Source organism: Nocardia sp. NPDC004340, from assembly GCF_053602575.1.
The window spans coordinates 1647043-1667847 of record NZ_JBSGDW010000001.1 but is presented as its reverse complement, the minus strand read 5'-3'; the positions used below and the strand labels follow the sequence as shown (position 1 = coordinate 1667847).

Genomic DNA, 20805 nt, shown 5'->3' with positions numbered 1-20805 from the left:
TTAGGCATACGTTGACCAGTGCTTCACATACCTCCGGAAGATCGTTCTCCGAGGCCTTCGGCAACCGAGAACGCGAGCGTCCGACGCGCTTCCCGTAGTGTGTGACGCGGTCTATGACCGCAACCATCCGCGCATGAAAGAGGAGCTCGTGGCCCGTCGCCCCACCCCGCCCGGCACCCCGGAAACGACCGGACTCGGTCACGTGGCCGACCTGGTCCGATCCTCCATTCCACCGCTGCACCCGGCCGGCCTGCCGTTCGTGGCGGCGCCGCTGGCGGTGGCCGCGCTGGGCTTCCGCCGGAAGTGGGTGCGGCGCACCGGATTGGCCGCCGCCGCGGCCTGTGCGACGTTCTTCCGGCACCCGCACCGGGTGCCGCCGAACCGCCCCGGCGTGGTGGTCGCGCCCGCCGACGGCGAGGTGGCCCTGGTCGACACCGCGGTGCCGCCGGCCGAGCTCGGCCTGGGTGACGCCCCGCTGCCGCGGGTGAGCATCTTCCTGTCGGTGCTGGACGTGCACGTGCAGCGGGTGCCGGTGAGCGGCCTGGTGGAGCAGGTCGCCTACCAGAAGGGCCACTTCCTCTCGGCCGACCTGCCCGAGGCCAGCGACCGCAACGAGCGCAACAGCATGGTCATCGAGACCGAGTCGGGGCAGCGGATCGTGGTCGTGCAGATCGCCGGTCTGCTGGCGCGGCGCATCGTGTGCGAGGCCGAGGCCGGCGACAAGCTGAGCATCGGCGACACCTACGGCCTGATCCGTTTCGGATCGCGCGTCGACACCTACTTCCCGGCCGGGACCAAACTGTTGGTCACCCCCGGGCAGCGCACCATCGGTGCGGAAACGGTACTGGCCGAACTGGATTCATGATGGAGCAACTCGCGCCCGCGCCGTCTGCGCGCCGCCGCAACCGCACCATCCGGCTGCTGCCCAGCATGGTCACCGTGCTCGGCCTGTGCTCGGGCCTGTCGGCGGTGAAGTTCGCCATCCAGGGGCAGCTGGGGTTCGCGCTGGCGCTGGTCGGCGCGGCCGCGGTGTTCGACATGCTGGACGGCCGGATCGCCCGCATGCTGGACGCCACCTCCAAGATGGGCGCGGAACTGGATTCGCTGTCGGACGCCATCGCGTTCGGCGTCACGCCCGCCCTGGTGCTGTACGTGACCTTCCTGCACGCCGACAGCATCGGCTGGGTGCTGGCCTTGATGTTCGCGGTCTGCATGGTGTTGCGGCTGGCCCGGTTCAACACCCTGATGGACGACGACAACCGGCCGGACTGGCAGCGGGAGTACTTCGTCGGGGTGCCCGCGCCCGCGGGCGCGTTGATCGTGCTGACACCCATCGCGCTGTCGGAGCAGTTCGGCGACGGCTGGTGGGTGAGCTTCCCGATGGTGGCGGTGTGGACCGTGCTGACCGGCCTGCTGTGCGTGAGCACGCTGCCGACGCTGGCCGTCAAGTCGGTGTCGGTGGCTCCGCGGACCGCGCCGATCCTGCTGGTGCTGGTCGCCCTGGCGGCCGCGCTGCTGGTCACCTACCCGCTGATCCTGATGATGGCGCTGGTGGTGCTGTACCTGGGCCACATCCCGTTCGCGGTGCACTCCGCGCGCTGGGTGGCCGCCCGGCCGGAGACCTGGAACCACAAGCCCGCCGAACGCCGCGCCCAGCGCAAGGCGCAGCGCCGCGAACGTCCGCTGGCCGGACGGGTGCCGCGGGTGTCGACGGCGCGGCTGCGGCTACGCCGTCCCGGCCAGCGCGGATGACCGGCCCGCGCGGATAGTCACCGGCGGCCGGTTCCCGCGGGCAGAATTGACGGGTGCCGGAATTCACGCTGACCGCGCAACGCAACTCCTCGGGCGGCGACGCCCGCTGGGGGCTGGTGCGCCTGCATCCCGAAGTCCTGATGGCGCTGGCCCTGCATCCGGGGCAGGGAGTCACCCTGACCGGTGGGCGGCGCACCACGGCCGTGGTGGGGACGTTCAAACCGTCGCAGGGCTTCGGCACCGGCGTCGCGCTACTCGACGAGGTGACGCTGTCGAACGCGAAGGTCCGCGACGGCGGTGACGTCACCATCGCCCCGGCCATCGAGACCGACGCCCGCCGCGTCTCGGTGACGGGCTCGTCGCTGGCCATGGCCGCGATTCCGGAGTCGACGCTGCGGCAGGCGCTGCTGGGGAAAGTCGTCACCGTGGGCGACACCGTCACCCTGCTCCCGCGCGACCTGCTGCCCAGCGACAATCCGGCCGCGGCCCGGAAGGCGTTGAAGGGCTTGGGGATCGCCTGGACCTCCGAGGTGCTGACGGTGGTGGCCACCGAGCCGTATCCGGGCCCGGTCACCATCCTGCCGAGTACGGCGGTGACGCTGGGTACGACCTTCAGCTCGACCGACGCCCCGCTCGGCCTGCTCGACGACGTCCCTCTCGACAGTTCGCCGATCGTCGCCCCCGAGCGCCCGGTGACGACCGCCCCGACCTCGGCGGTGGCCGTCGCCGATCTGGCCGGGGTGCAGGCCCAGGCCGCGAAGCTGCGGGAGTGGCTGAATCTGGCATTGGACGAGCCCGAGCTGCTGAAGGCGCTGGGCGCGAGTTCGCAACTGGGCGTGCTGATCACGGGCCCGGCGGGCGTCGGCAAGGCGACGCTGGCGCGGGCGGTGGTGGGCTCGCGGCGGCTGGTGGAACTGGACGGCCCGGCGATCGGCGCGACCGAGAGCGGCCAGCGGTTCCGCGATGTCGGCGACACGATGCAGGAGATCGGTTCCGGCGCGGGCGGAGTCCTGCTGATCACCGATATCGACGCGCTGCTGCCGGCCGACGCCGAGCCGGTGGCCACCATGATCCTGGACCAGCTGCGCCGGGCGATCGCGCTGCCCGCGGTGGCGGTGCTGGCGACCACCTCGAATCCATTGGGCCTGGACGCGCGCCTGCGCGGGCCCGAACTGTTCGATCGGCAGGTGTCGCTGCCGCTGCCGACCGCCGCGGTCCGGGCCGCGCTGCTCGAGCAGTTGTTGCGCAAGGCTCCGACCGAGGACCTGAAGGTCGACGAGATCGCGCTGCGGACACCGGGATTCGTGGTGTCGGATCTGGCGGCGCTGGTCCGCGAGGCGGCGCTGCGGGCGGCGGCCCGGGCCAGCCGCGAACACCACGACAGCGGTCAGGACGTGGATCCGGTACTGCGGCAGGAGGATCTGGCCGGGGCGCTGGAGGTGATCCGCCCGCTGTCCCGGTCCGGGTCGGAGGAATTGTCCATCGGCAACCTGAGTCTCGACGATGTCGGCGACATGGTGGAGACCAAGCAGGCGTTGACCGAGGCGGTGTTGTGGCCGCTGAAGCATCCGGATTCGTTCGCGCGCCTGGGGATCGAGCCGCCGCGCGGGGTGCTGCTGTACGGGCCGCCGGGCTGCGGCAAGACCTTCCTGGTGCGGGCGCTGGCCGGGTCCGGGCAGTTGAGCGTGCACGCGGTGAAGGGCGCGGAGCTGATGGACAAGTGGGTCGGCTCCTCGGAGCGGGCGGTGCGCGAGTTGTTCCAGCGCGCACGCGATTCCGCGCCGTCGCTGATCTTTCTCGACGAGGTGGACGCGCTGGCGCCGCAGCGCGGGCAGTCCTCGGATTCGGGGGTGTCGGACCGGGTGGTGGCGGCCCTGCTCACCGAGCTGGACGGGGTGGAGCCGCTGCGGGACGTGGTGGTGGTCGGCGCGACCAACCGCCCGGATCTGATCGATTCGGCGCTGACCCGGCCGGGCCGGTTGGAGCGGCTGGTGTTCGTGCCACCGCCGGACGCCGACGCCCGGGCCGAGATCCTGCGCACCGCGGCGAAATCGGTGCCGCTGGCCAAGGATGTGAATCTGCGGCGGCTGGCCCGTGAACTGGACGGCTATTCGGCGGCGGACTGTTCGGCCCTGTTGCGGGAGGCGGCGCTGGCCGCCATGCGCCGCGATGTGGACGCCGGGGAGGTGACGACGGCGGATGTGGCGTCCGCGCGTAAGGCGGTACGGCCGTCGCTGGATCCGGTGCAGGTGGAGTCATTGCGCTTGTTCGCCGCGAAGCGGGAGATGTCGGGTCCGCCCGGCGACCCGTCGGGCTATGTCTGATTTGATGCGACCGGTCTGATTCATCCGCCTACGCCCGAATGTGGCCGGAAGTTCGCCAAAAATCTACAAAGTAAGCGAGTCGGACCGATCGACACCCCTGGGGCCGGTAATTTTGCGCAGGTGAGGTCGTACAAGGTCGCTACCGAAACGATCACTGCACTGGTCGCAGCACTGGTTGCTGGCCTCGCGCTGACCTTGCCCATCGACTTCGGCTGGACCTCACAAAGTTCCGCCCTGCAACTGGATCTGCTCGCCTACAGCCTGCCCCGCGCCATTGCGGCGGGCGTGCTCATCGCCATGATCACGGCGGTGCTGATCACCACCTTGGGCAGCCCGTCGGTGGCCTGGTCGACCACGGTGGGCGGGCTGCTGGTGCTGGTCGCCAATCACGTCCTGGGCCACGCGGGCGACCCGAATTCCTCGCTGTCGACCATGAACTTCATCGACTCCCTGTCGGGCGGCGTAATCCTGGGCGCGCTCGGGGCGGCGGTGCTGCATCACAAGCTGCCCGCCTTCGCCTGGACGCTGGGCATTCTGATCAGTCTGTTGCTGGGTTCGGTGAATCCGGTGCCGCGGGTGGGCGGCGGCAGCATCACCGACAATCTGCGGAACCACTGGCACGCCTCCGGCATGCCGCCCATGTGGATGGTGCTGCTGGCCTTCGCGCTGGCCGTGGCCTCCCTGTTGATCAACAGGAAGGGACCGGCCGCGCAACGGCTGTCGATCGAGCTGCCGCTGGCTCCGATCCTGGCGGGCACGCTGCTGGTGCTGATCACCCTGTTCAGCGCGGAGTGGCTGGCCCGGCACGGCGGCAGCGTGGCGGGCATCGTGCTCGCCGTGGTGACCTCGGTCGGCACCGCCATGATCGCGTCGATGCTGCTGCCGGGGCGGGACGGGGAGATCGTGCTGATCGCGGTGGGCGTCGGCGCGGTGGGCGCGGCGACCATCGCGGCGGAGATGCCGGCCTGGTCGATTCCGCTGCTGGTGGCGGCGAGCGCGTGCGGCATGTGGGCGGGCAGTCAGGTGTCCGGGCCGATGCCGGCCCTGTGGCTGTCCATGCTGGTCGGGGTGTCGACGGCGCTCACCAGTGACGCCTCCGAGGCGTGGCTGATCGTGGGCAGCGCGGCGCTGGTGTCCTGGCTGCTCGGTTTCGGCCTGCTGGCGGCCCGGCCGCGGTACGTGCCGAGCCGGGTGCTGGGGACCAGCCTGTTGTTCGTGCCGTCGGCGGTGCTGGGCATGCGGGATTACGTGGCGCGCGGTGATTACGCGATGCTGTCGGGCAATTCGGGGATGTGCTCGGTCAGCTCGGGGTCCACCGCGACGCCGGGCTGGACCTCGGTGCTGGTGGCGGGCGGCTGCCTGGCGGGCATGTTCCTGCTGCGACGGTTGCGGCCGCTGCCGGTGCCGTCCGCGGCCGCCCCGCCCGAGGGGTCGTCGAACGGGAGCACCGCGGGCTAGACCGGGGAACGGTCAGGCGCGGGCGGCGAGGTCCAGTTGCGCGGCCGGAGCAGTGCCGGGTTCGGCGAACCAGGTCCGGTAGAAGGCCGTCACGTAGGCGGCGAACAGGCCGATCACGAGGGCGCCCGCCGGGAGCGGGTGCTCGGCGAATTCGACCGACAGGTACCGGTAGGACAGCAGCAGTCCGGCGAACAGCGCGGCCCCCGCGCCGACCAGCTGGACGCGGGCGCGGTCCCAGCCACGTTCGGGTGCGCGCAGCGCGGATTCGATGGCCAGGCACAGCACCGCGCCCGCCACCAGGTCCGCGCCGTAGTGGTACCCGAAGCCCAGGGTGGCCCCGATGGTGGCGAGCAGCCAGAAGGTTCCGCCCCAGCGCAGCCAGGTCGGGGCGAGCGCGCCGGTCAGCGGGTCGCGGCGGGAGTGGACGAAGATCGACAGCGCCCACGCGGTGTGCAGCGACGGCATGCAGTTGCGCGGGGCGAATCGGTCGAAGGCGATCGAGCCGGGCGAGAGGTCCACCGGCGGCACCACATTCGGCCAGTAGGTGCCGAGCGAGAAGGCGTGCCCTTCCGTGCCGTAGGCGAAGATCGGTCCGACGACCGGGAAGATGACGTAGAAGAGCGGCCCGATCAGCCCGATCACCAGGAAGGTCCGCACCAGGTAGTGCCCCGGCCACTGGCCCGTCTTCACGACGTTGCGCAGCTGCCAGATGGTCACGATCATCGCGCCGACGGGCAGTTCGATGTAAACCCAGTGCAGGACAGCGGAAGCCACCGGCCCCAGCCATTCGAGCAGTTGCCCGACCATCCAGGACGGGTCGCCGAGGGCGTGGTCCACCAGCACGATGTGCTCGTCTAGGACGCGGGGTCCGGCGAGCACGGTGATGCCGAGCCAGACGTCGGCGACCTTGCTGGACAGCACGAGCAGGATGCCGAGCGCGGCGGCGTGCAGCGCGTTGGAGCGGTCCTTGCCCTGCCACCGCCAGAGTGCGAGCCCGAGGATGCCGAGCAGCACGAGCACCGGCCCGTTGCCCATGGCGAGCGGACCGCCGGAGAGGCCGCGGATCGTCTGGTAGGCGACGTCGATGCCGAGCGCCGTGCCGACGGCCACGAAGCGCCGCCGCCAGTTCAGTCCGATGAGCGCGAGGCCGAGTCCGGCCCACGGCACCGTGAAGGATTTGGCATTGCCCGCGAAGTCGGCCCAGATGCTCTCCAGCGGACCGGTGAAGTGATGCCGGGAGGCGACGATCTGCAGGACCAGGAGCGCCAGTGCGCCGAGGGTCAGCACGGCCGTCAACCGGACGCGCGGCGACGGCATCCGCATCCCTGATCGGCGTGCTGCACCGCCAGCCTGGGAGCGCGGATCGTCGAGCAACATCCAGCCATAGTAAACGCCGTGTGAACGCCGACCCCATGGACAGTTGAACGCCGCATCCCACCCCGGATGAACAGCCCCCGGTCAGCGTGGTATCGCCGCTGGCCACGGCGTACAGCGGCCGCAGAATCGCGTAACTGAAATCACAGCAACGTAACTCGCGACGGTGAGGCGTCCCGCCCCGCCGTCACTGCTCGAGTTCGTGGACCAGCGAGTCGACCACCGCGACCAGATCGCCCTGCGCGGCCGCGGCCACCCGGCGCTGGCGCTGATAGGACGCGCCGCGCTTGGGGATGTCGGCGACCATGGCGAGCTCGTTCTCGCAGCCGAGGCTCTTGGCGGTCGGTTCGAGCCGGTTGAGCAGGTCCATGAGGTCGTCGGTGACGAGCCGCTCGTTGCTGTCGGCGTCGGTGATGATGATGGCGTCGAGCCCGTATCGCGCTGCGCGCCACTTGTTCTCCTGCACGTGCCAGGGCGGCAGGATGGCGGGCAGGGCTTCGCCGTTCTCCACCCGCCGGTCGAGATCGACCACGAGGGAGTGGATCAGGGCCACGATGGCGGCCAGTTCGGCCTTGGTGGGGATGCCGTCGCAGATGCGCACCTCGATGGTGCCCCATTTGGGTGCGGGCCGGATGTCCCAGTGCATACCGCCGATCTGTTCGATCACACCGGTTTTCATCTGGTCGTGCACGAAACCCTCGAACTGGCCCCAATTGTCGAATTGGAAGGGCAGTCCGGCGGTGGGCAGCTGCTGGAACATGAGCGCCCGGTTGCTGGCGTAGCCGGTGTCGACGCCGGCCCACATGGGTGAGGAGGCGGACAGCGCCAGCAGGTGCGGGTACGCCGGCAGCATGGCGTTGAGGATCGGGAAGACCTTGTCCGGGTGCGAGATTCCCACGTGCACGTGCACGCCCCAGATCAGCATCTGGCGGCCCCACCACTGGGTGCGCTCGATGAGTTCGTCGTAATGCGCACTGCGCGTGAGCTGTTGGGTGGACCATTGCGCGAACGGGTGGGTGCCCGCGCAGAACAGGTCGACGCCGACCTGGTCGGCGGCGCGGCGCACGGCGTCCTGGGTGGCGCGCAGTTCGTCGACGACCTCGCTCACGGTGTCGTGCTTGCCGGAGACCAGTTCGACGGTGTTCTTCAGGAGTTCCTTGGTGATCTGCGGGGTGCCGTCCCAGGCGCGCAGATCACCGCAGGCTTCGAAAACGGCGGCGGCGGTATTGGACAGGTCACGCGTCGTCTTGTCGACGAGCGCGACCTCCCATTCCACGCCGAGCGTGGGCCGGGGCGATGAATTGAAGGGGACCTTCGAAATGCCTGCCCCGGCCATGCTCACCTCAAGGGGTTCAGGCGACGACGCCGCAGGCGACCCGTGCACCCGCGTCGCCGGTCGCGAGGGTGTCCGCATCCGGTGCGGGCGCGTACCGGGTGGGAATGTTGCCGAAGTTGTCGGCGCCGGCGTGGATGATCAGGGCCTTGCCCTTGATCTCCTCGAGGGTGACGGCGTCGGTGGTGGTGACCAGCTTGGCGGTGCCGTCCTTGAGCACCTGGAGCGAGTCCAGGTCGCCGCTGGCGGGGTGCGCGTTCTGCTCACCGACCTGCAGGTGGCCGCCGGCGGACAGGAAGTCGCCGGGCGCGCCGCCGGAGGGGGCGGTGGAGTTGGTCTCGCACTTGCCGAACTGGTGGATGTGCAGGCCGTGGAAGCCGGGCTTGAGGCCGTGGGCTTCGACGGTGATCTCGAGGTGGTTGCCCACCTTCACGACGGACGCGGTGCCGACGGTGCCACCGGAGGGGTCCTTGAGGGTGACCGAGGTGGACTCCCGGGGGGCGTTGTTGTCGCCCTCGGTGCCATGGCCGGTCGCACCGCCCGCGGGAGCGGGCGAGCTGGTGAACACCGGCGGGGTCGTCCCCTTGACGTCACTCGATTCCTGGCTGTTGGAGCAGGCGGTGAGCCCCAGGGCCGCGACCGCGAGCACCGGAGCAACAGTCCACCAGGACGGGCGACGAGTTGAGGACGAGGCCATCGGGGAACTCCTTTACGAGTCCGAGTTTATCGGGAAAGCTGACTGGACAAGGTTCGTACCGGACAAGATGATGCCAGAGCCGTGCCTGTGTTCCTTGGAGGGGCCGCACGGTTTCTTTCGGGCGGCGTTCCGGCGGCCGACGGACAACGATTCAGCTGCCGGTGACGATGACGATGACGCCGGTGGGCGAATCCGAGATCCCGGGGAAGCGGGGTTCGGCGGCGCAGCCCAGTTCCGCGGCGATGGCCTTGGCCAATGCCTGCTCCTTGGGCGAACTGCCGTAGTACACGGTGGTTTTCGGGATGACGCCGCCGGGATAGTTGCCGACCTCGGTGATGTTGTAACCCTCACCGCTGAGCTGGTCGCCGGTCTTCTTGGCCAGTCCGGCGACGGTGCCGTTGTTGTAGACCCGGATCGGGAGGGACTTGTCGACGCCGACGGCCGCGGTGGTGGTCGGCGCGGCGGCGGTCGTGGTGGGCGCGGCCGTGGTGGTCGCGGGCGCGGTGGAGGCGGGCGCCACCGGCGGGGTGCTCGCCTGGGTCGAATTCTGCTGCGCCGCAGTGGTGGTGGCGGCCTCGGAGGTCGATCCGGCGCTGCTGTCCGAGGAGTCCGAACTCGACAGGGACATCGCGCCGATCCCGGCGAACACGATGGCCAGCGCGATCAGGACCATCGCCAGGGCCCGCAGCGGCGGACCGCCGGCCGGCGAATTCGGGTTGCTCACGGCGTCGAGCCTAATGGGTGCAGGGCCGCCCGCGCGGGATCAAGCACGGACGCGGGCCCGGCGGAGACCTGGCTCACGGTCGCGGCGCGGCTCACACCTGGAAACCGAGACGGCGTGCGGCCCTGGTCTTCTGGCGGCTGGCGCGCAGCCGCCGCAGGCGCTTGACCAGCATCGGGTCCACCGCCAGCGCTTCGGGCTTGTCGACGACCGCGTTCAGGACCTGGTAGTAGCGGGTTGCCGAGAGGTCGAACAGTTCGCGGATGGCTTCTTCCTTCGCACCGGCGTACTTCCACCATTTGCGTTCGAAGTCGAGAATCTCGAGCTCACGGCGGGAAAGCCCGTGCGCGCCATCCTCGTCGGAAGGACCGTCCTCGCTTGCGGGCATGTCGCGTGCCGCTGCGCTGTCCATAGTGCTCCCTCGCCGAGTGGTCACCAGACGAATATGGTGCTTGTGCGTCGGTGTCATTCAACCACGCGCCGCAGACAACGGGATGCGTACCGATCGGCGTGTTATGTGACGTAGGCCCCGGCGTGTCGGGGGTTCCGAGCAGCGATCCGGACACGTCCCCAGGGTGTGATCACCCCGGTAAACGCCGCACTATAGGGTGCTGAGCATGGCTATTCTCCCGATTCGCATTGTCGGCGACCCGGTTCTGCACCGCGCGACCACTCCGGTCACGCAGACCCCGGAAGAGCTGGCGCAGCTGATCGCGGATATGTACGAGACGATGGACGCCGCGCACGGGGTGGGCCTGGCCGCCAATCAGGTGATCATCGCCGACGAGGACGAGCTGTCCCCGCGCGTCTTCGTCTACGACTGCCCGGACGAGACCGAGGACGGCAAGACCGTCCGCCGCCGCGGCTGCGTGGTGAATCCGGTGCTGGAGACCTCCGAGATCCCCGAATCCATGCCCGATCCCGATGATGACGACGAGGGCTGCCTGTCGGTCCCCGGCGAGCAGTTCCCGACCGGCCGCGCCGACTGGGCCAAGGTCACCGGCACCGACGAGCACGGTGAGCCGGTCGAGCTGGAGGGCCACGGCTTCTTCGCCCGCATGCTGCAGCACGAGACCGGTCACCTGGACGGCTTCGTCTACGTGGACGTGCTGATCGGGCGCAATGCCCGCGCCGCGAAGAAGGCGATCAAGCGGAACGGCTGGGGCAAGCCGGGTTTGAGCTGGGTCCCGGGCACCGTGCCGGACCCCTTCGGACACGACGACGACGATCTCGACGACTGATCGGTCATGACCGATTCCGAGCCCGGCCCCGAGGGCGCCGGGGCGCTCCCGCCGCTCGGCAAACGGGTGGTGGTGCGCTACCGCCTGCCCGCGGGTTATCCCCAGCCGTTGACGGATGTGATCGGCGAGCTGATCGCCGCCGACCCGCTGACCGTGCGGACCGCCGACGGTCAGGTGGTGTCGGTCGCCCGGGATCAGGTGGTGGCCTGGAAACCGCTCGGCCCCAGGCCCATTCGGACCAGTGAGATCCGGTCCCTGGAAGCGGCGGCCGCGGACGGCTGGCCGGGCCTGATGCGTTCCTGGATCGACGGCTGGCTGCTGCGCGCCGGGGACGGCTACACCTATCGCGCGAATTCCGCGGTGCCGCTGGGCGGTACGGACGGCCCGGCACTGATGAACACCGAGACCCTGCACCGCATCGGCGAGTGGTACACCGCGCACGGCCTGCCGCTGCAACTGCAGCTGCCCGATCGGCTGGCGACCCGGCCCGCGGAGTGGCGGACCTGGCACGAGACCCGGGTGCTGGCGGTCGACATCGAGACCATGGCGCTGCCGTCGGGCCCGTCCATGGTGCGGTTCACCCCCGAACCGGACGGGGCGTGGCTGTCCATGCACCGGCATCGGGGCGGGGACACCGATATCGGCTCGAGCCCGGTGGTGGACGTGCTGACCGCGGTCCGCGACGGCGAGCTCACCTTCGCCACACTGGGTTTGCCGGCGCCGATCGCCATCGGCCGGGCCGCGGTGACCACGGCTCCCGACGGCCGCCGCTGGGTGGGCCTGACCTGCGTGGCGGTGGCGTCCGGGCATCGGCGGCACGGGCTGGGCGCGCTGGTGTGCGCGGAGATGATCCGCTGGGGCCGCACGCATGGAGCCACCCACGCCTATGTTCAGGTGTCGGACGAGAATGACGCAGCGCTGGCGTTGTACCAGGAGATGGGCTTCGTGGAGCATCACAGCTACCGGTACGCCGCGCCATGATCGCGCGCCGCCCGCCTCACGTAAGACACTAGTTCCGAAAGGTTTACCGCCGTGCGTATCGCCACCTGGAATGTGAACTCGATCCGCACCCGGCAGGATCGGGTGCTGGCGTGGCTGGACCGCGCCGATATCGACGTGCTGGCCATGCAGGAAACCAAGTGCAAGGACGAGCAGTTCCCGTTCGAGGCGTTCGAGGCGGCCGGGTACGAGGTCGCGCATGTGGGCCTGAACCAGTGGAACGGGGTGGCCATCGCCTCCCGGGTGGGCCTGGACGATGTCGAGATCCACTTCCCGGATCAGCCCGGTTTCGACAAGGACGCGGGCGAATCCCTGTTGAGCACACCGGTGGTGGAGGCCCGCGCGATCGGCGCGACCTGCGGCGGGGTTCGGGTGTGGAGCCTGTACGTGCCGAACGGCCGCGCGCTCGACGACCCGCACTACGCCTACAAGCTGGAGTGGCTGGCGGCGCTGCGGTCCGCGGGCGCCAAGTGGCTGTCGGAGGATCCGGACGCGCAGATCGCGCTGGTGGGTGACTGGAATATCGCCCCGACCGATCTGGATGTGTGGTCGCCGGAGTTCTTCGAGGGCAAAACCCATGTGTCCGAACGGGAACGGGATGCCTTCGACGCGTTCGGCGAGACCGGTTTCACCGATGTGATGCGGCCCTTCCACCCGGGCCCCGGCGTCTACACCTATTGGGACTACACGCAGCTGCGCTTCCCCCGTAAGGAGGGCATGCGCATCGACTTCATCCTGGCCTCCCCCGCCCTGGCCGCGCGCGTCACCGACGCGAACGTGGACCGCGAGGAGCGAAAGGGCAAGGGCGCCAGCGATCACGCGCCGGTGACGGCCGTCCTCGCGGACTAGTCCGGCCGGGCCCGGCTAGACCGGCCGGGCCTTGATGGCGTCGCGGGAGATGAAGACGTCGTAGGCGCCCGGGACGGCGATGACGGCATTGCCGTTGGTCGAGCGCACGAAAGGCCTGGTGTACCAGGTCTTGTCCTTCATGTCCTGGAAGAAGTCGGCGTCGCTGCCGTTGAGGAAGATCTGGTTCTGTTTGGTGGCGACGCCGTCGAGGCGCTGGCCGTAGAGCCGGGTCACCTTGTATCCGGCGTTGAAGCCGAGGGCGTTCACCCACGCCTCGAGTTCCACGATATTGGCCTGCAGCACCCACATGTCGCCCTCGACCTGATAGGTCTTGTGCTGGTCGTCGTGGCCTTCGTCGCCGTAGAGGGTGAGGTTCACGTCCAGCAGGTGTTCCTGCCCCGCAACGGGTTTGACCTCGATGTGCGCGGCCTTCACTTCGCCGGTGAGTCCGAGGAAGGCTTGGAGGAGCGTGGTGATCCACAGGATCACGACCGCGACGAACGCCAGACCCGCCGCGCCCATGCCGCGTCCGACCAGCACACGCCAGCCGACCGTGCGGGCTTTCAGCACGGCCGAGACCAGTAATCCGATGGCCGCGATGCCCAGCACCAACAGCACGATCTGGATCCAGCCGAAGGTAACCGGGAAGACCATGCCGTAGTTGTACCCGCTCGGCACGACACGTATCGCCGGGTCAGAAATGAAGTGTGCGTGTCATGACGGTGTGTCACCTGATCCCCGAACGACATCCGGCCCCGCACCACGGGTGCGGGGCCGGAGATCGAGCACGGATCAGAAGGCCGCTTCGTCCAGCTTCATGATGTCGTTGTCGAGGTTCTCGATCACCGAACGCGAGGCGCTGAGCAGCGGCAGCTTGTTCTTGGCGAACCAGGACGCCACGCCGACCTTGCCGGTGTAGAAGTTCTTGTCCTTCTCGGCCGCGCCCGCGTCCAGCGCCGCCTGGGCGATGGCGGCGTGCTCGAGCAGTCGCCACGAGATGACGAGATCGCCGACGGCGTACAGGAATCGGACCGAGCCGAGGCCGATCTTGTAAAGCTCGTCGACCTGCTGCTGCGAGGCCATCAGGAAGCCGGTGAGCGCGGCCGCCATGGCCTGCACGTCGGCCAGGGCCGCGCCGAGCAGTCCGCGCTCGATCTTGAACTGGTCGGGGCCGCCGTCGACGAACTGCTGGATCAGGCCCGCGACGTGTCCGAGCGCCACGCCCTTGTCGCGAATGATCTTGCGGAAGAAGAAGTCCTGCGCCTGGATGGCGGTGGTGCCCTCGTACAGCGAGTCGATCTTGCAGTCGCGGATGTACTGCTCGATCGGGTAGTCCTGCAGGTAGCCGGAGCCGCCGAGGGTCTGCAGCGATTCGGTCAGCGACTCGTAGGCGCGGTCGGAGCCGCAGCCCTTCACGATCGGCAGCAGCAGGTCGTTGACCCGCTCGGCCAGTTCGGCGTCGGCGCCGTAATTGGCCTGCGCCACATCGGCGTTCTGGTAGGAGGCGCAGTACATGTACAGCGCGCGCAGACCTTCCGCGTACGCCTTCTGGGTGGCCAGCGAGCGGCGCACGTCCGGGTGGTGGGTGATGGTGACGCGCGGGGCGGCCTTGTCGGTCATCTGGGTCAGGTCCGCGCCCTGGACGCGCTGCTTGGCGTACTCGAGGGCGTTGAGGTAACCGGTGGACAGCGCGCCGGTGGCCTTGGTGCCCACCATCATCCGCGCGTTCTCGATGACCTTGAACATCTGCGCGATGCCGTTGTGCACCCCGCCGACCAGGTAGCCGACGGCCGGGATGTCGCCGCCGAAGGTGATCTCACAGGTGGGCGAGGACTTGATGCCCATCTTGTGCTCGACGCCGGTGACCAGCGCGCCGTTCTTGGCGCCGAGTTCCATGGTCTCCGAGTCGAACAGGAAGCGCGGCACCATGAACAGCGACAGGCCCTTGGTGCCGGGGCCGGCGCCCTCGGGGCGGGCCAGCACCAGGTGGAAGATGTTGTCGGCGGTGTCGCCGACGTCGCCGCCGGAGATGAAGCGCTTCACGCCCTCGATGTGCCAGGTGCCGTCGGCCTGTTCGATGGCCTTGGTGCGGCCCATACCGACGTCGGAGCCGGCGTCGGGCTCGGTGAGCACCATGGTGCCGCCCCAGCGGCTCTCCCAGGCGTGCGCGGCCCAGCGCTGCTGCTCGGCGGTGCCCTCGTCGAAGAGGACCTTGTGCATGAGCGGGCCCATGTTGAAGAAGGAGGCCGAGTTGTTGGCGGCGACCAGCATCTCCTGGATGGCCCAGATGAGGGCGTTGGGGGCGGCCACGCCGCCCATCTCCTCGGCCATGCCCAGGCCGGAGTAGCCGGCCTCGTTGACCGCGGCCACGGTCTTCTTCAGCGATTCGGGCACGGTGATGGTGTGCTGCTCGGGCAGGAACACGACCGGGTTGCGGTCGGCGTCGGCGAAGGACTCCGCGATCGGGCCTTCCGCGAGGCGCTTGGCCTCGGCGAGCATCTCCCGCGCGGTGTCGCCGTCGAGGTCGCCGTAGGCGCCTCCGTCCAGCAGTTCCCCGATCCCCAGTACTTCGAACAAGTTGAACTCGATGTCTCGTAGGTTCGCCTTGTAATGGGACACGGGAGGGCCTCCTCGGCTGAATTTTCGACGCGGGTCTTCAGATCAAGATCTGGGATCGACCCGAACGTTGCCGTACGCCTGTCCGGTTACGCAACCGTAGGCAGACGTCTTAACCATTCGGGCCCTCGCCGACCCGGCCCGATCCCGAAAAGTTAACCGTGCCGTTATGCGCTCGAGCTGGACCAGCGTCCGTGCAACTCCTTGGCCTGCTGTGGAGTGACCGTGACCGGATTCACGGGAACCCGGGCTCGCATATGTTCCGCCAAAAGCCGACCGGTCATCCGACCAATTCCATGCACGGTGCGGTATCGGATCAGGGGTTCATCTCGTAGGTTCCGGCCAGGGCGCGGACCTGGGTGAGGACGTGCTCGGCGCGGGCGGGGTCGGCGACCGGGCGGCGGATCAGGTCCAGGGCGCGGACCTGCTGGGCCTTGGTGGCGGTCGGCTTGGTGTGCAGCGTCAGGGCGTGCTTGGAGAATTCGCGCACGAACAGGTCGAAGAGCTGGTCGAGGACGGCCTCGTCGGCGCCCGCGATCTCGGCCTGCTCGAGGATGAGCTGCGCGTACGGGAGGGTGGTGAACAGCTCGCCGAGGCCGAAGAGGAAGTCGACGTCCTGCTGCTGTTCGGCGGTCGGGGTGGCCGCGGCCAGCAGGGTTTGGAGGGCGAGGGCCTGTTCGAGGAAGACCGCGACATTCGGGATGTGCGCGAACTTCTCGAACACCGGACGCCAGTCGGCGAAGCGGATCCTGCCCAGCCCGCTGCTCGGACCCTGCCGGAACAGGAATTCGTCGTCGGCGGCATCGCGGCGGGTGGGCACGGGAGCGTGTGCGGCACGGGCGAATTCGGTCTTCAGCGCGGGCACGGCCTTGGCGGCCGGACCGGTGGCGCGGCGGCTGGTCCAGCTCAGCGCGCCGGATACCGCGCGCACCGCGCCCTTGGGGGCGAGGCCCGCGCCGGGCAGGTAGCGCAGCGCGGACAGGCCCGCGTCGGCGGGATGGAACATGTAGTTGGGCATGAACTTCAGCGACAGCGCCATGTTCACGTGCACGGTGCCCTCGAGCCGCGGCAGCCCGAACATGCCGACCATGGCCATGGGGAAGTACATGTCGTTCTCGAACCCCCGGGCGGCGATCACGTCGGCGAGGTCCTCGTACAGCCGCTGGCCGTGGCGGGTGACCGACATCTTCTCGATCGCGTTGAACAGCAGGTACCGCCGGTCGTTCTCGTCGGCGGAGCGCAGGTAGTCGATGGCGCGCTCGCTGTAGAGCTTCATGCCGATCAGGCGCGCGTAGCTGTCCGCGAGCAGCGATTTCACCTGCGGGAACTCGGTCACGCGGTGCCCGAACAGGATTCGGTTCTCGGCGTGCGTGACCGCCTCGAACATGGCGTGCTCGCAGGCCCCGACCGCGCCGAAGCCGAGGTTGAACTTGCCGACGTTGACGGTGTTCATGGCGGCGTCGAAGGCGGCGCGGCCGGTGTGCAGGATGTCGGATTCGGCGACCGGATACTCGTCGAGATCGAAGGCGGCGACATACATCTGGGAGTCGACGACGTTCTTGCGCAGCTTGTAGTTCTTGTGCCGGGAGTCGGCGGCGAAGAACAGGTAGCCGGAGTACTCCTCGTCGGTCATCTTCCGCAGGAAGTCGGACGAGTCGATGATCGGCTTGTCGGCGCGGCGGCCGAAGACCGACACCATGCCCGCGAGATTGCCGTTGCCGATGTAGTACTTGCCGCCGGTGGCGGTGTACCCGCCGTGCGGTGCGGGCTCGAGCACCATGTCGGTGGAGTAGATGTCGGCGCCGTGGTCCTGTTCGGAGAGGCCGAAGGCGAAGATCTCGCCGGATTCCAGCAGTCCGGCGGCGCGGGCCTTGGCCTCGGCATTGGCGCTCTGCCAGATCGGACCCAGGCCGAGGATCGTCACCTGCCACACATACCAGTACTGCATCCCGTAGAAGCCGAGGATCTTGCTCATCATGGCGATGCGGGCGGTGTCCCAGCGCTTGTGCGGGTCGCCGCCGGCCTGCGCGGCCGGGGTCAGGAAGGTCGCGAAGATCCGTTCGCGCTTGATGAAGTCGAGGAAGTCGGCGTACCAGACGCGGTCGCGGTTCTCGGCCAGCAGCCGGACCTTGCCGAACGCCTCGAAGTAGTCGACGGTGGCCCGCAGCAGTCGCCGGGTCTCCGCGTCGAATTCGGTGAATTCGCAGGTCTTCGGGTTGAACAGGGTCTGACTCATCGGTCTTCGTCTCCTCCGGCCGTGGGCTCGCCCGGCTCCTCCGAGCGCTTTCATTCGTGAATGTAGCATTTTTGTTCTCAGCTGTAGGAAGCGATCTCCGGGGCCGCTGCTATCGTCGGTGCGCATGGGCACCGATTCGGCGACACGACCACGCCAGCGCGCGCGGCATCTGGGTCCCGAACGCCGTCGCCCGCAGGTCCTCGACACCGCTCTGGAGATCGCCGTCGCCGACGGCATCGCGGCGGTCACCATCGCCGCGGTGGCCGACCGCATGAAGGTCACCCGCCCGGTCGTCTACGCCTGCTTCGCCGATCGGGTCGAGCTGCTCGAGGCGCTCATCCGGCGCGAGGAGGACTACCTGGTGCAGGGCGTGCTGGAGACGCTGCCCCGCCGCCGGGTGGAAGCGGACGAGGCGGTGTTCGTGGAGGGCTTCCGCGCGCTACTGCACACCGTATCCCGGCGCCCCGACACTTGGCGGCTGCTGTACGGCAATCCCGATCCGGCCGTGGCGGATTCGTTCGGCAAGGGCCGGCTGCTGGCGGTGGAACGCTGCACCCGCCGACTACGCCCGACCCTGGCGGCCTGGGGCACCGCCGACGCCGAGCACAAGCTTCCGGCCCTGGTCGAGCTGTGGGTGTCGGCCGGTGAGGGCGCGGTTCGCACGCTGCTGACCGAGCCGGGCGACTGGAATCCCGACACTCTGGGAGAGTTCGTCGGCGCGGCGGTCTACCGCGCGCTGCGTCACGCCTGACTACGATGGAAACCGACCATCGGTCAGCGGGAGGACGCCATGACGTTCTATCGGCAGGTTGGTTCGGTGCCGCCCAAGCGGCACACGCAGCATCGAGATGAGAGCGGCCGGCTCTATTACGAAGAGCTGATGGGAGAAGAGGGCTTCTCCGGCGATTCCTCGCTGCTCTATCACCGCGGACTGCCCCCGGCCATCGTGGATTCGTCGGTGTGGGTGCTGCCGCAGCAGCGGCTGTTCCCGAATCATCCACTGCGGCACCGGCATCTGAAACTGCACGAACTGTTCCTGGGCGACAAGCCGGGCGACAGCGATGTGGTGACCGGGCGGCGGCTGCTGCTCGGCAATGCCGACGTGCGCATCTCCTATGTGGCGGCGTTGCGGGAGTCGATGCTGTACCGCAATGCCATCGGCGACGAACTGGCCTATGTCGAATCCGGTTCGGGGCGAGTGGAAACCGTGTTCGGCACGCTGCCGGTGCGACAGGGTCATCAGGTGCTGCTGCCGCGCGCCACCACCCACCGCTGGATTCCGGACGGCCCGGAACCGTTGCGCGCCTACATCATCGAGGGCTCCGGCCACATCACCCCGCCGAAACGGTATCTCTCGAAATACGGTCAGTTCCTGGAGAATTCGCCCTACTGCGAGCGCGATCTGCACGGGCCGACCGAGCCGGTCCAGGTCGACGGCGAGAAGGTGGAGGTGCTGGTCAAGCACCGTCCCGCTGGTGAGATCGTCGGCACCAGCATGGTTTACGCCACCCATCCCTTCGATGTGGTGGGCTGGGACGGCTGCCTGTACCCGTTCGCCTTCGACATCGCCGACTTCGAACCGATCACCGGCCGGGTGCACCAGCCGCCGCCGGTGCATCAGGCGTTCGAGGGTCAGAACTTCGTGATCTGCAATTTCGTGCCGCGCAAGGTCGACTACCACCCGCTGTCGATCCCGGTGCCCTACTACCACTCGAATGTGGACTCCGACGAGATCATGTTCTACTGCGGCGGAAACTACGAGGCGCGCAAGGGATCCGGGATCGGGCAGGGTTCGGTGTCGGTGCATCCGGGCGGGTACGCGCACGGTCCGCAGCCGGGCGCCTACGAGCGCAGCATCGGGATCGACTTCTTCGACGAACTGGCGGTCATGGTGGACACCTTCCATCCGTTGCAGCTGGGTGAGGGCGCGCTGGCGTGTGAGGACCCGCGCTACGCGTGGACCTGGTCGGGTCAGGGGCCGTCGGAATGGATCTGAATTGAGCAGCCGGGTGCGTATCGAGGTCCCCGCGGATTCCGGTTTCGGCCTGGACCATTTGCCGTACTGCGTATTCCGGCCCGCCGGTCGGGAACCCCGGGTGGGCGCGCGGCTGGGCGACACCGTGATCGATCTGGCGGTGGCGCTGGACGATCCGATGTTCCATCAGCCCAGCCTGAACGCCTTCATGACCCAGGGGCCGCGGTGCTGGCGCGAGATCCGGGAGCGGGTGCGGACCGCCGCCGAGGCGGAACTCCCCGCGGCCGCCGTGCACGAGGTGCGCGCGGTCCGCCTGGACCTGCCGATCGAGATCGGCGACTACGTCGACTTCTACGCCAGCCTCGACCACGCCACCGCCCTGGGCCGCATGCTGCGCCCGGACGGTGAACCGCTGCTGCCGAATTGGCGGCATCTGCCGGTGGGTTATCACGGCCGCGCGGGCACCGTGGTGGTGTCGGGCACCGATGTCATCCGGCCGCACGGGCAGTGCCGGACCGACTCCGGCACACCGGATTTCGGCCCGAGCCGCCGCCTCGACATCGAGGCCGAACTGGGTTTCGTGGTGGGCGCGGGCTCGGCGCTCGGCACGCCGATCGGTACCGGTGAATTCGCCGACCACGTCTTCGGGGTGGCCCTGGTCAACGATTGGTCGGCGCGCGATATCCAGGCGTGGGAGGGTCAGCCGCTGGGCCCGTTCCTGGGCAAGTCCTTCGCAACCAGCCTGTCGGCGTGGGTGACTCCGCTCGACGCCCTGGCCGCGGCCCGTATTCCGCTGCCGCCGCAGCATCCCGAGCCGCTGCCGTATCTGCGCGACGCGGCGGCCTGGGGTCTGGACATCACGGTCCGGGTGGCCTGGAACGGGCAGCTGGTCTCCACTCCCCCGTACCGCCGCATGTACTGGTCACCGGCGCAGATGCTGGCGCACCTGACGGCGAACGGGGCCTCCACCCGCACCGGCGACCTGTTCGCCTCCGGCACGATCTCGGGCGCGGATCGCGGCGAGCGCGGGTCGCTGATGGAGATCAGCTGGGGCGGCACCGAGCCCCTCGAATTGAACGGCGTGCAGCGGACGTTCCTGCAGGACGGCGATGAGGTGGTGCTCACGGCAACCGCCCCGGCGGTCGGCGGCGGGCGTCTGGAGCTGGGCGAAGTCCGCGGGCGCATCGCGAAAGCCGAGTAATAGCCAGTTCACATGACCATGAGCATGGT

General features: G+C 68.9%; 18 protein-coding genes. 10 read left to right on the top strand and 8 right to left on the bottom strand.

Going from position 1 to position 20805, the window contains the following annotated elements; translation table 11 throughout:
* Positions 1-148 precede the first annotated feature (148 nt).
* From ACWEOI_RS07370 to ACWEOI_RS07355, 4 genes are all read left to right on the top strand, one after another.
* On the top strand, positions 149-865 hold the full coding sequence (locus ACWEOI_RS07370; protein ID WP_433673506.1) for a phosphatidylserine decarboxylase: 717 nt from the start codon (positions 149-151) through the stop codon (positions 863-865).
* Entirely contained in the window at positions 862-1752 is an 891-nt protein-coding gene (gene pssA, locus ACWEOI_RS07365; protein ID WP_357284631.1) for a CDP-diacylglycerol--serine O-phosphatidyltransferase, read from the top strand. Before ACWEOI_RS07370 ends, pssA begins: the two co-directional genes overlap by 4 nt.
* Before the next feature lie 53 nt (positions 1753-1805).
* The gene (locus tag ACWEOI_RS07360; RefSeq protein WP_452359168.1) at positions 1806-4076 is read left to right on the top strand and encodes an AAA family ATPase; all 2271 of its coding nucleotides are present in this window, start codon (positions 1806-1808) and stop codon (positions 4074-4076) included.
* 120 nt (positions 4077-4196) lie between these two features.
* The gene (locus ACWEOI_RS07355) at positions 4197-5534 is read left to right on the top strand and encodes a hypothetical protein (protein ID WP_452359167.1); all 1338 of its coding nucleotides are present in this window, start codon (positions 4197-4199) and stop codon (positions 5532-5534) included.
* Positions 5535-5546: 12 nt separating this feature from the next.
* On the opposite strand, the gene ACWEOI_RS07350 is transcribed toward ACWEOI_RS07355, so the two are convergent.
* The 5 genes from ACWEOI_RS07350 to ACWEOI_RS07330 all read right to left on the bottom strand — a co-directional run bounded on the left by ACWEOI_RS07350 (position 5547) and on the right by ACWEOI_RS07330 (position 10071).
* The gene (locus tag ACWEOI_RS07350; protein ID WP_452359166.1) at positions 5547-6851 is read right to left on the bottom strand and encodes a DUF5933 domain-containing protein; all 1305 of its coding nucleotides are present in this window, start codon (positions 6849-6851) and stop codon (positions 5547-5549) included.
* Positions 6852-7095: 244 nt separating this feature from the next.
* A complete protein-coding gene (locus ACWEOI_RS07345; RefSeq protein WP_433668982.1) occupies positions 7096-8244 on the bottom strand; it encodes a glutamate--cysteine ligase in 1149 nt (382 codons plus the stop codon).
* A 16-nt stretch (positions 8245-8260) separates the two neighbouring features.
* A complete protein-coding gene (gene sodC / locus ACWEOI_RS07340) occupies positions 8261-8938 on the bottom strand; it encodes a superoxide dismutase[Cu-Zn] (RefSeq protein WP_433668984.1) in 678 nt (225 codons plus the stop codon).
* Between the two features lie 151 nt (positions 8939-9089).
* Positions 9090-9662, bottom strand: a complete 573-nt coding sequence (locus ACWEOI_RS07335; protein ID WP_452359165.1) for a LytR C-terminal domain-containing protein — start codon at positions 9660-9662, stop codon at positions 9090-9092.
* A gap of 91 nt (positions 9663-9753) precedes the next feature.
* On the bottom strand, positions 9754-10071 hold the full coding sequence (locus tag ACWEOI_RS07330) for a DUF3263 domain-containing protein (protein WP_452359164.1): 318 nt from the start codon (positions 10069-10071) through the stop codon (positions 9754-9756).
* A gap of 205 nt (positions 10072-10276) precedes the next feature.
* On the opposite strand from ACWEOI_RS07330, the gene ACWEOI_RS07325 reads away from it, so the two are divergent.
* The 3 genes from ACWEOI_RS07325 to ACWEOI_RS07315 are packed head-to-tail and all read left to right on the top strand — an operon-like array spanning position 10277 to position 12748.
* Positions 10277-10900, top strand: a complete 624-nt coding sequence (locus tag ACWEOI_RS07325) for a peptide deformylase (RefSeq protein WP_433668988.1) — start codon at positions 10277-10279, stop codon at positions 10898-10900.
* Positions 10901-10906: 6 nt separating this feature from the next.
* The gene (locus ACWEOI_RS07320) at positions 10907-11881 is read left to right on the top strand and encodes an N-acetylglutamate synthase, CG3035 family (protein WP_433668990.1); all 975 of its coding nucleotides are present in this window, start codon (positions 10907-10909) and stop codon (positions 11879-11881) included.
* Between the two features lie 51 nt (positions 11882-11932).
* Positions 11933-12748: an exodeoxyribonuclease III gene (locus tag ACWEOI_RS07315; RefSeq protein WP_357094563.1), complete on the top strand. Its 816-nt coding sequence runs from the start codon at positions 11933-11935 to the stop codon at positions 12746-12748.
* 15 nt (positions 12749-12763) lie between these two features.
* Here ACWEOI_RS07315 and ACWEOI_RS07310 read toward each other — a convergent pair whose 3' ends face one another.
* From ACWEOI_RS07310 to ACWEOI_RS07300, 3 genes are all read right to left on the bottom strand, one after another.
* Complete coding sequence (locus ACWEOI_RS07310) at positions 12764-13402, bottom strand: hypothetical protein (RefSeq protein WP_357094560.1); 639 nt, start codon at positions 13400-13402, stop codon at positions 12764-12766.
* Between the two features lie 138 nt (positions 13403-13540).
* On the bottom strand, positions 13541-15367 hold the full coding sequence (locus tag ACWEOI_RS07305) for an acyl-CoA dehydrogenase C-terminal domain-containing protein (protein WP_433668993.1): 1827 nt from the start codon (positions 15365-15367) through the stop codon (positions 13541-13543).
* Positions 15368-15680: 313 nt separating this feature from the next.
* Positions 15681-17600, bottom strand: a complete 1920-nt coding sequence (locus ACWEOI_RS07300; RefSeq protein WP_452359163.1) for an acyl-CoA dehydrogenase family protein — start codon at positions 17598-17600, stop codon at positions 15681-15683.
* Positions 17601-17724: 124 nt separating this feature from the next.
* Here ACWEOI_RS07300 and ACWEOI_RS07295 point away from each other — a divergent pair, with 124 nt between their 5' ends.
* Genes ACWEOI_RS07295 through fahA form a run of 3 tightly spaced genes read left to right on the top strand, consistent with a single transcriptional unit; the run spans position 17725 to position 20776 of the window.
* Positions 17725-18351 carry a TetR family transcriptional regulator gene (locus ACWEOI_RS07295; RefSeq protein ID WP_433668996.1) on the top strand — a complete coding sequence of 209 codons (627 nt, stop codon included), beginning with the start codon at positions 17725-17727 and terminating at the stop codon, positions 18349-18351.
* Between the two features lie 39 nt (positions 18352-18390).
* Positions 18391-19596 (top strand): homogentisate 1,2-dioxygenase, encoded by a 1206-nt coding sequence (locus ACWEOI_RS07290; protein WP_452359162.1) that lies wholly within the window; start codon positions 18391-18393, stop codon positions 19594-19596.
* 1 nt (position 19597) lies between these two features.
* The gene (gene fahA / locus ACWEOI_RS07285) at positions 19598-20776 is read left to right on the top strand and encodes a fumarylacetoacetase (RefSeq protein WP_452359161.1); all 1179 of its coding nucleotides are present in this window, start codon (positions 19598-19600) and stop codon (positions 20774-20776) included.
* The last annotated feature ends 29 nt before the right edge of the window (positions 20777-20805 follow it).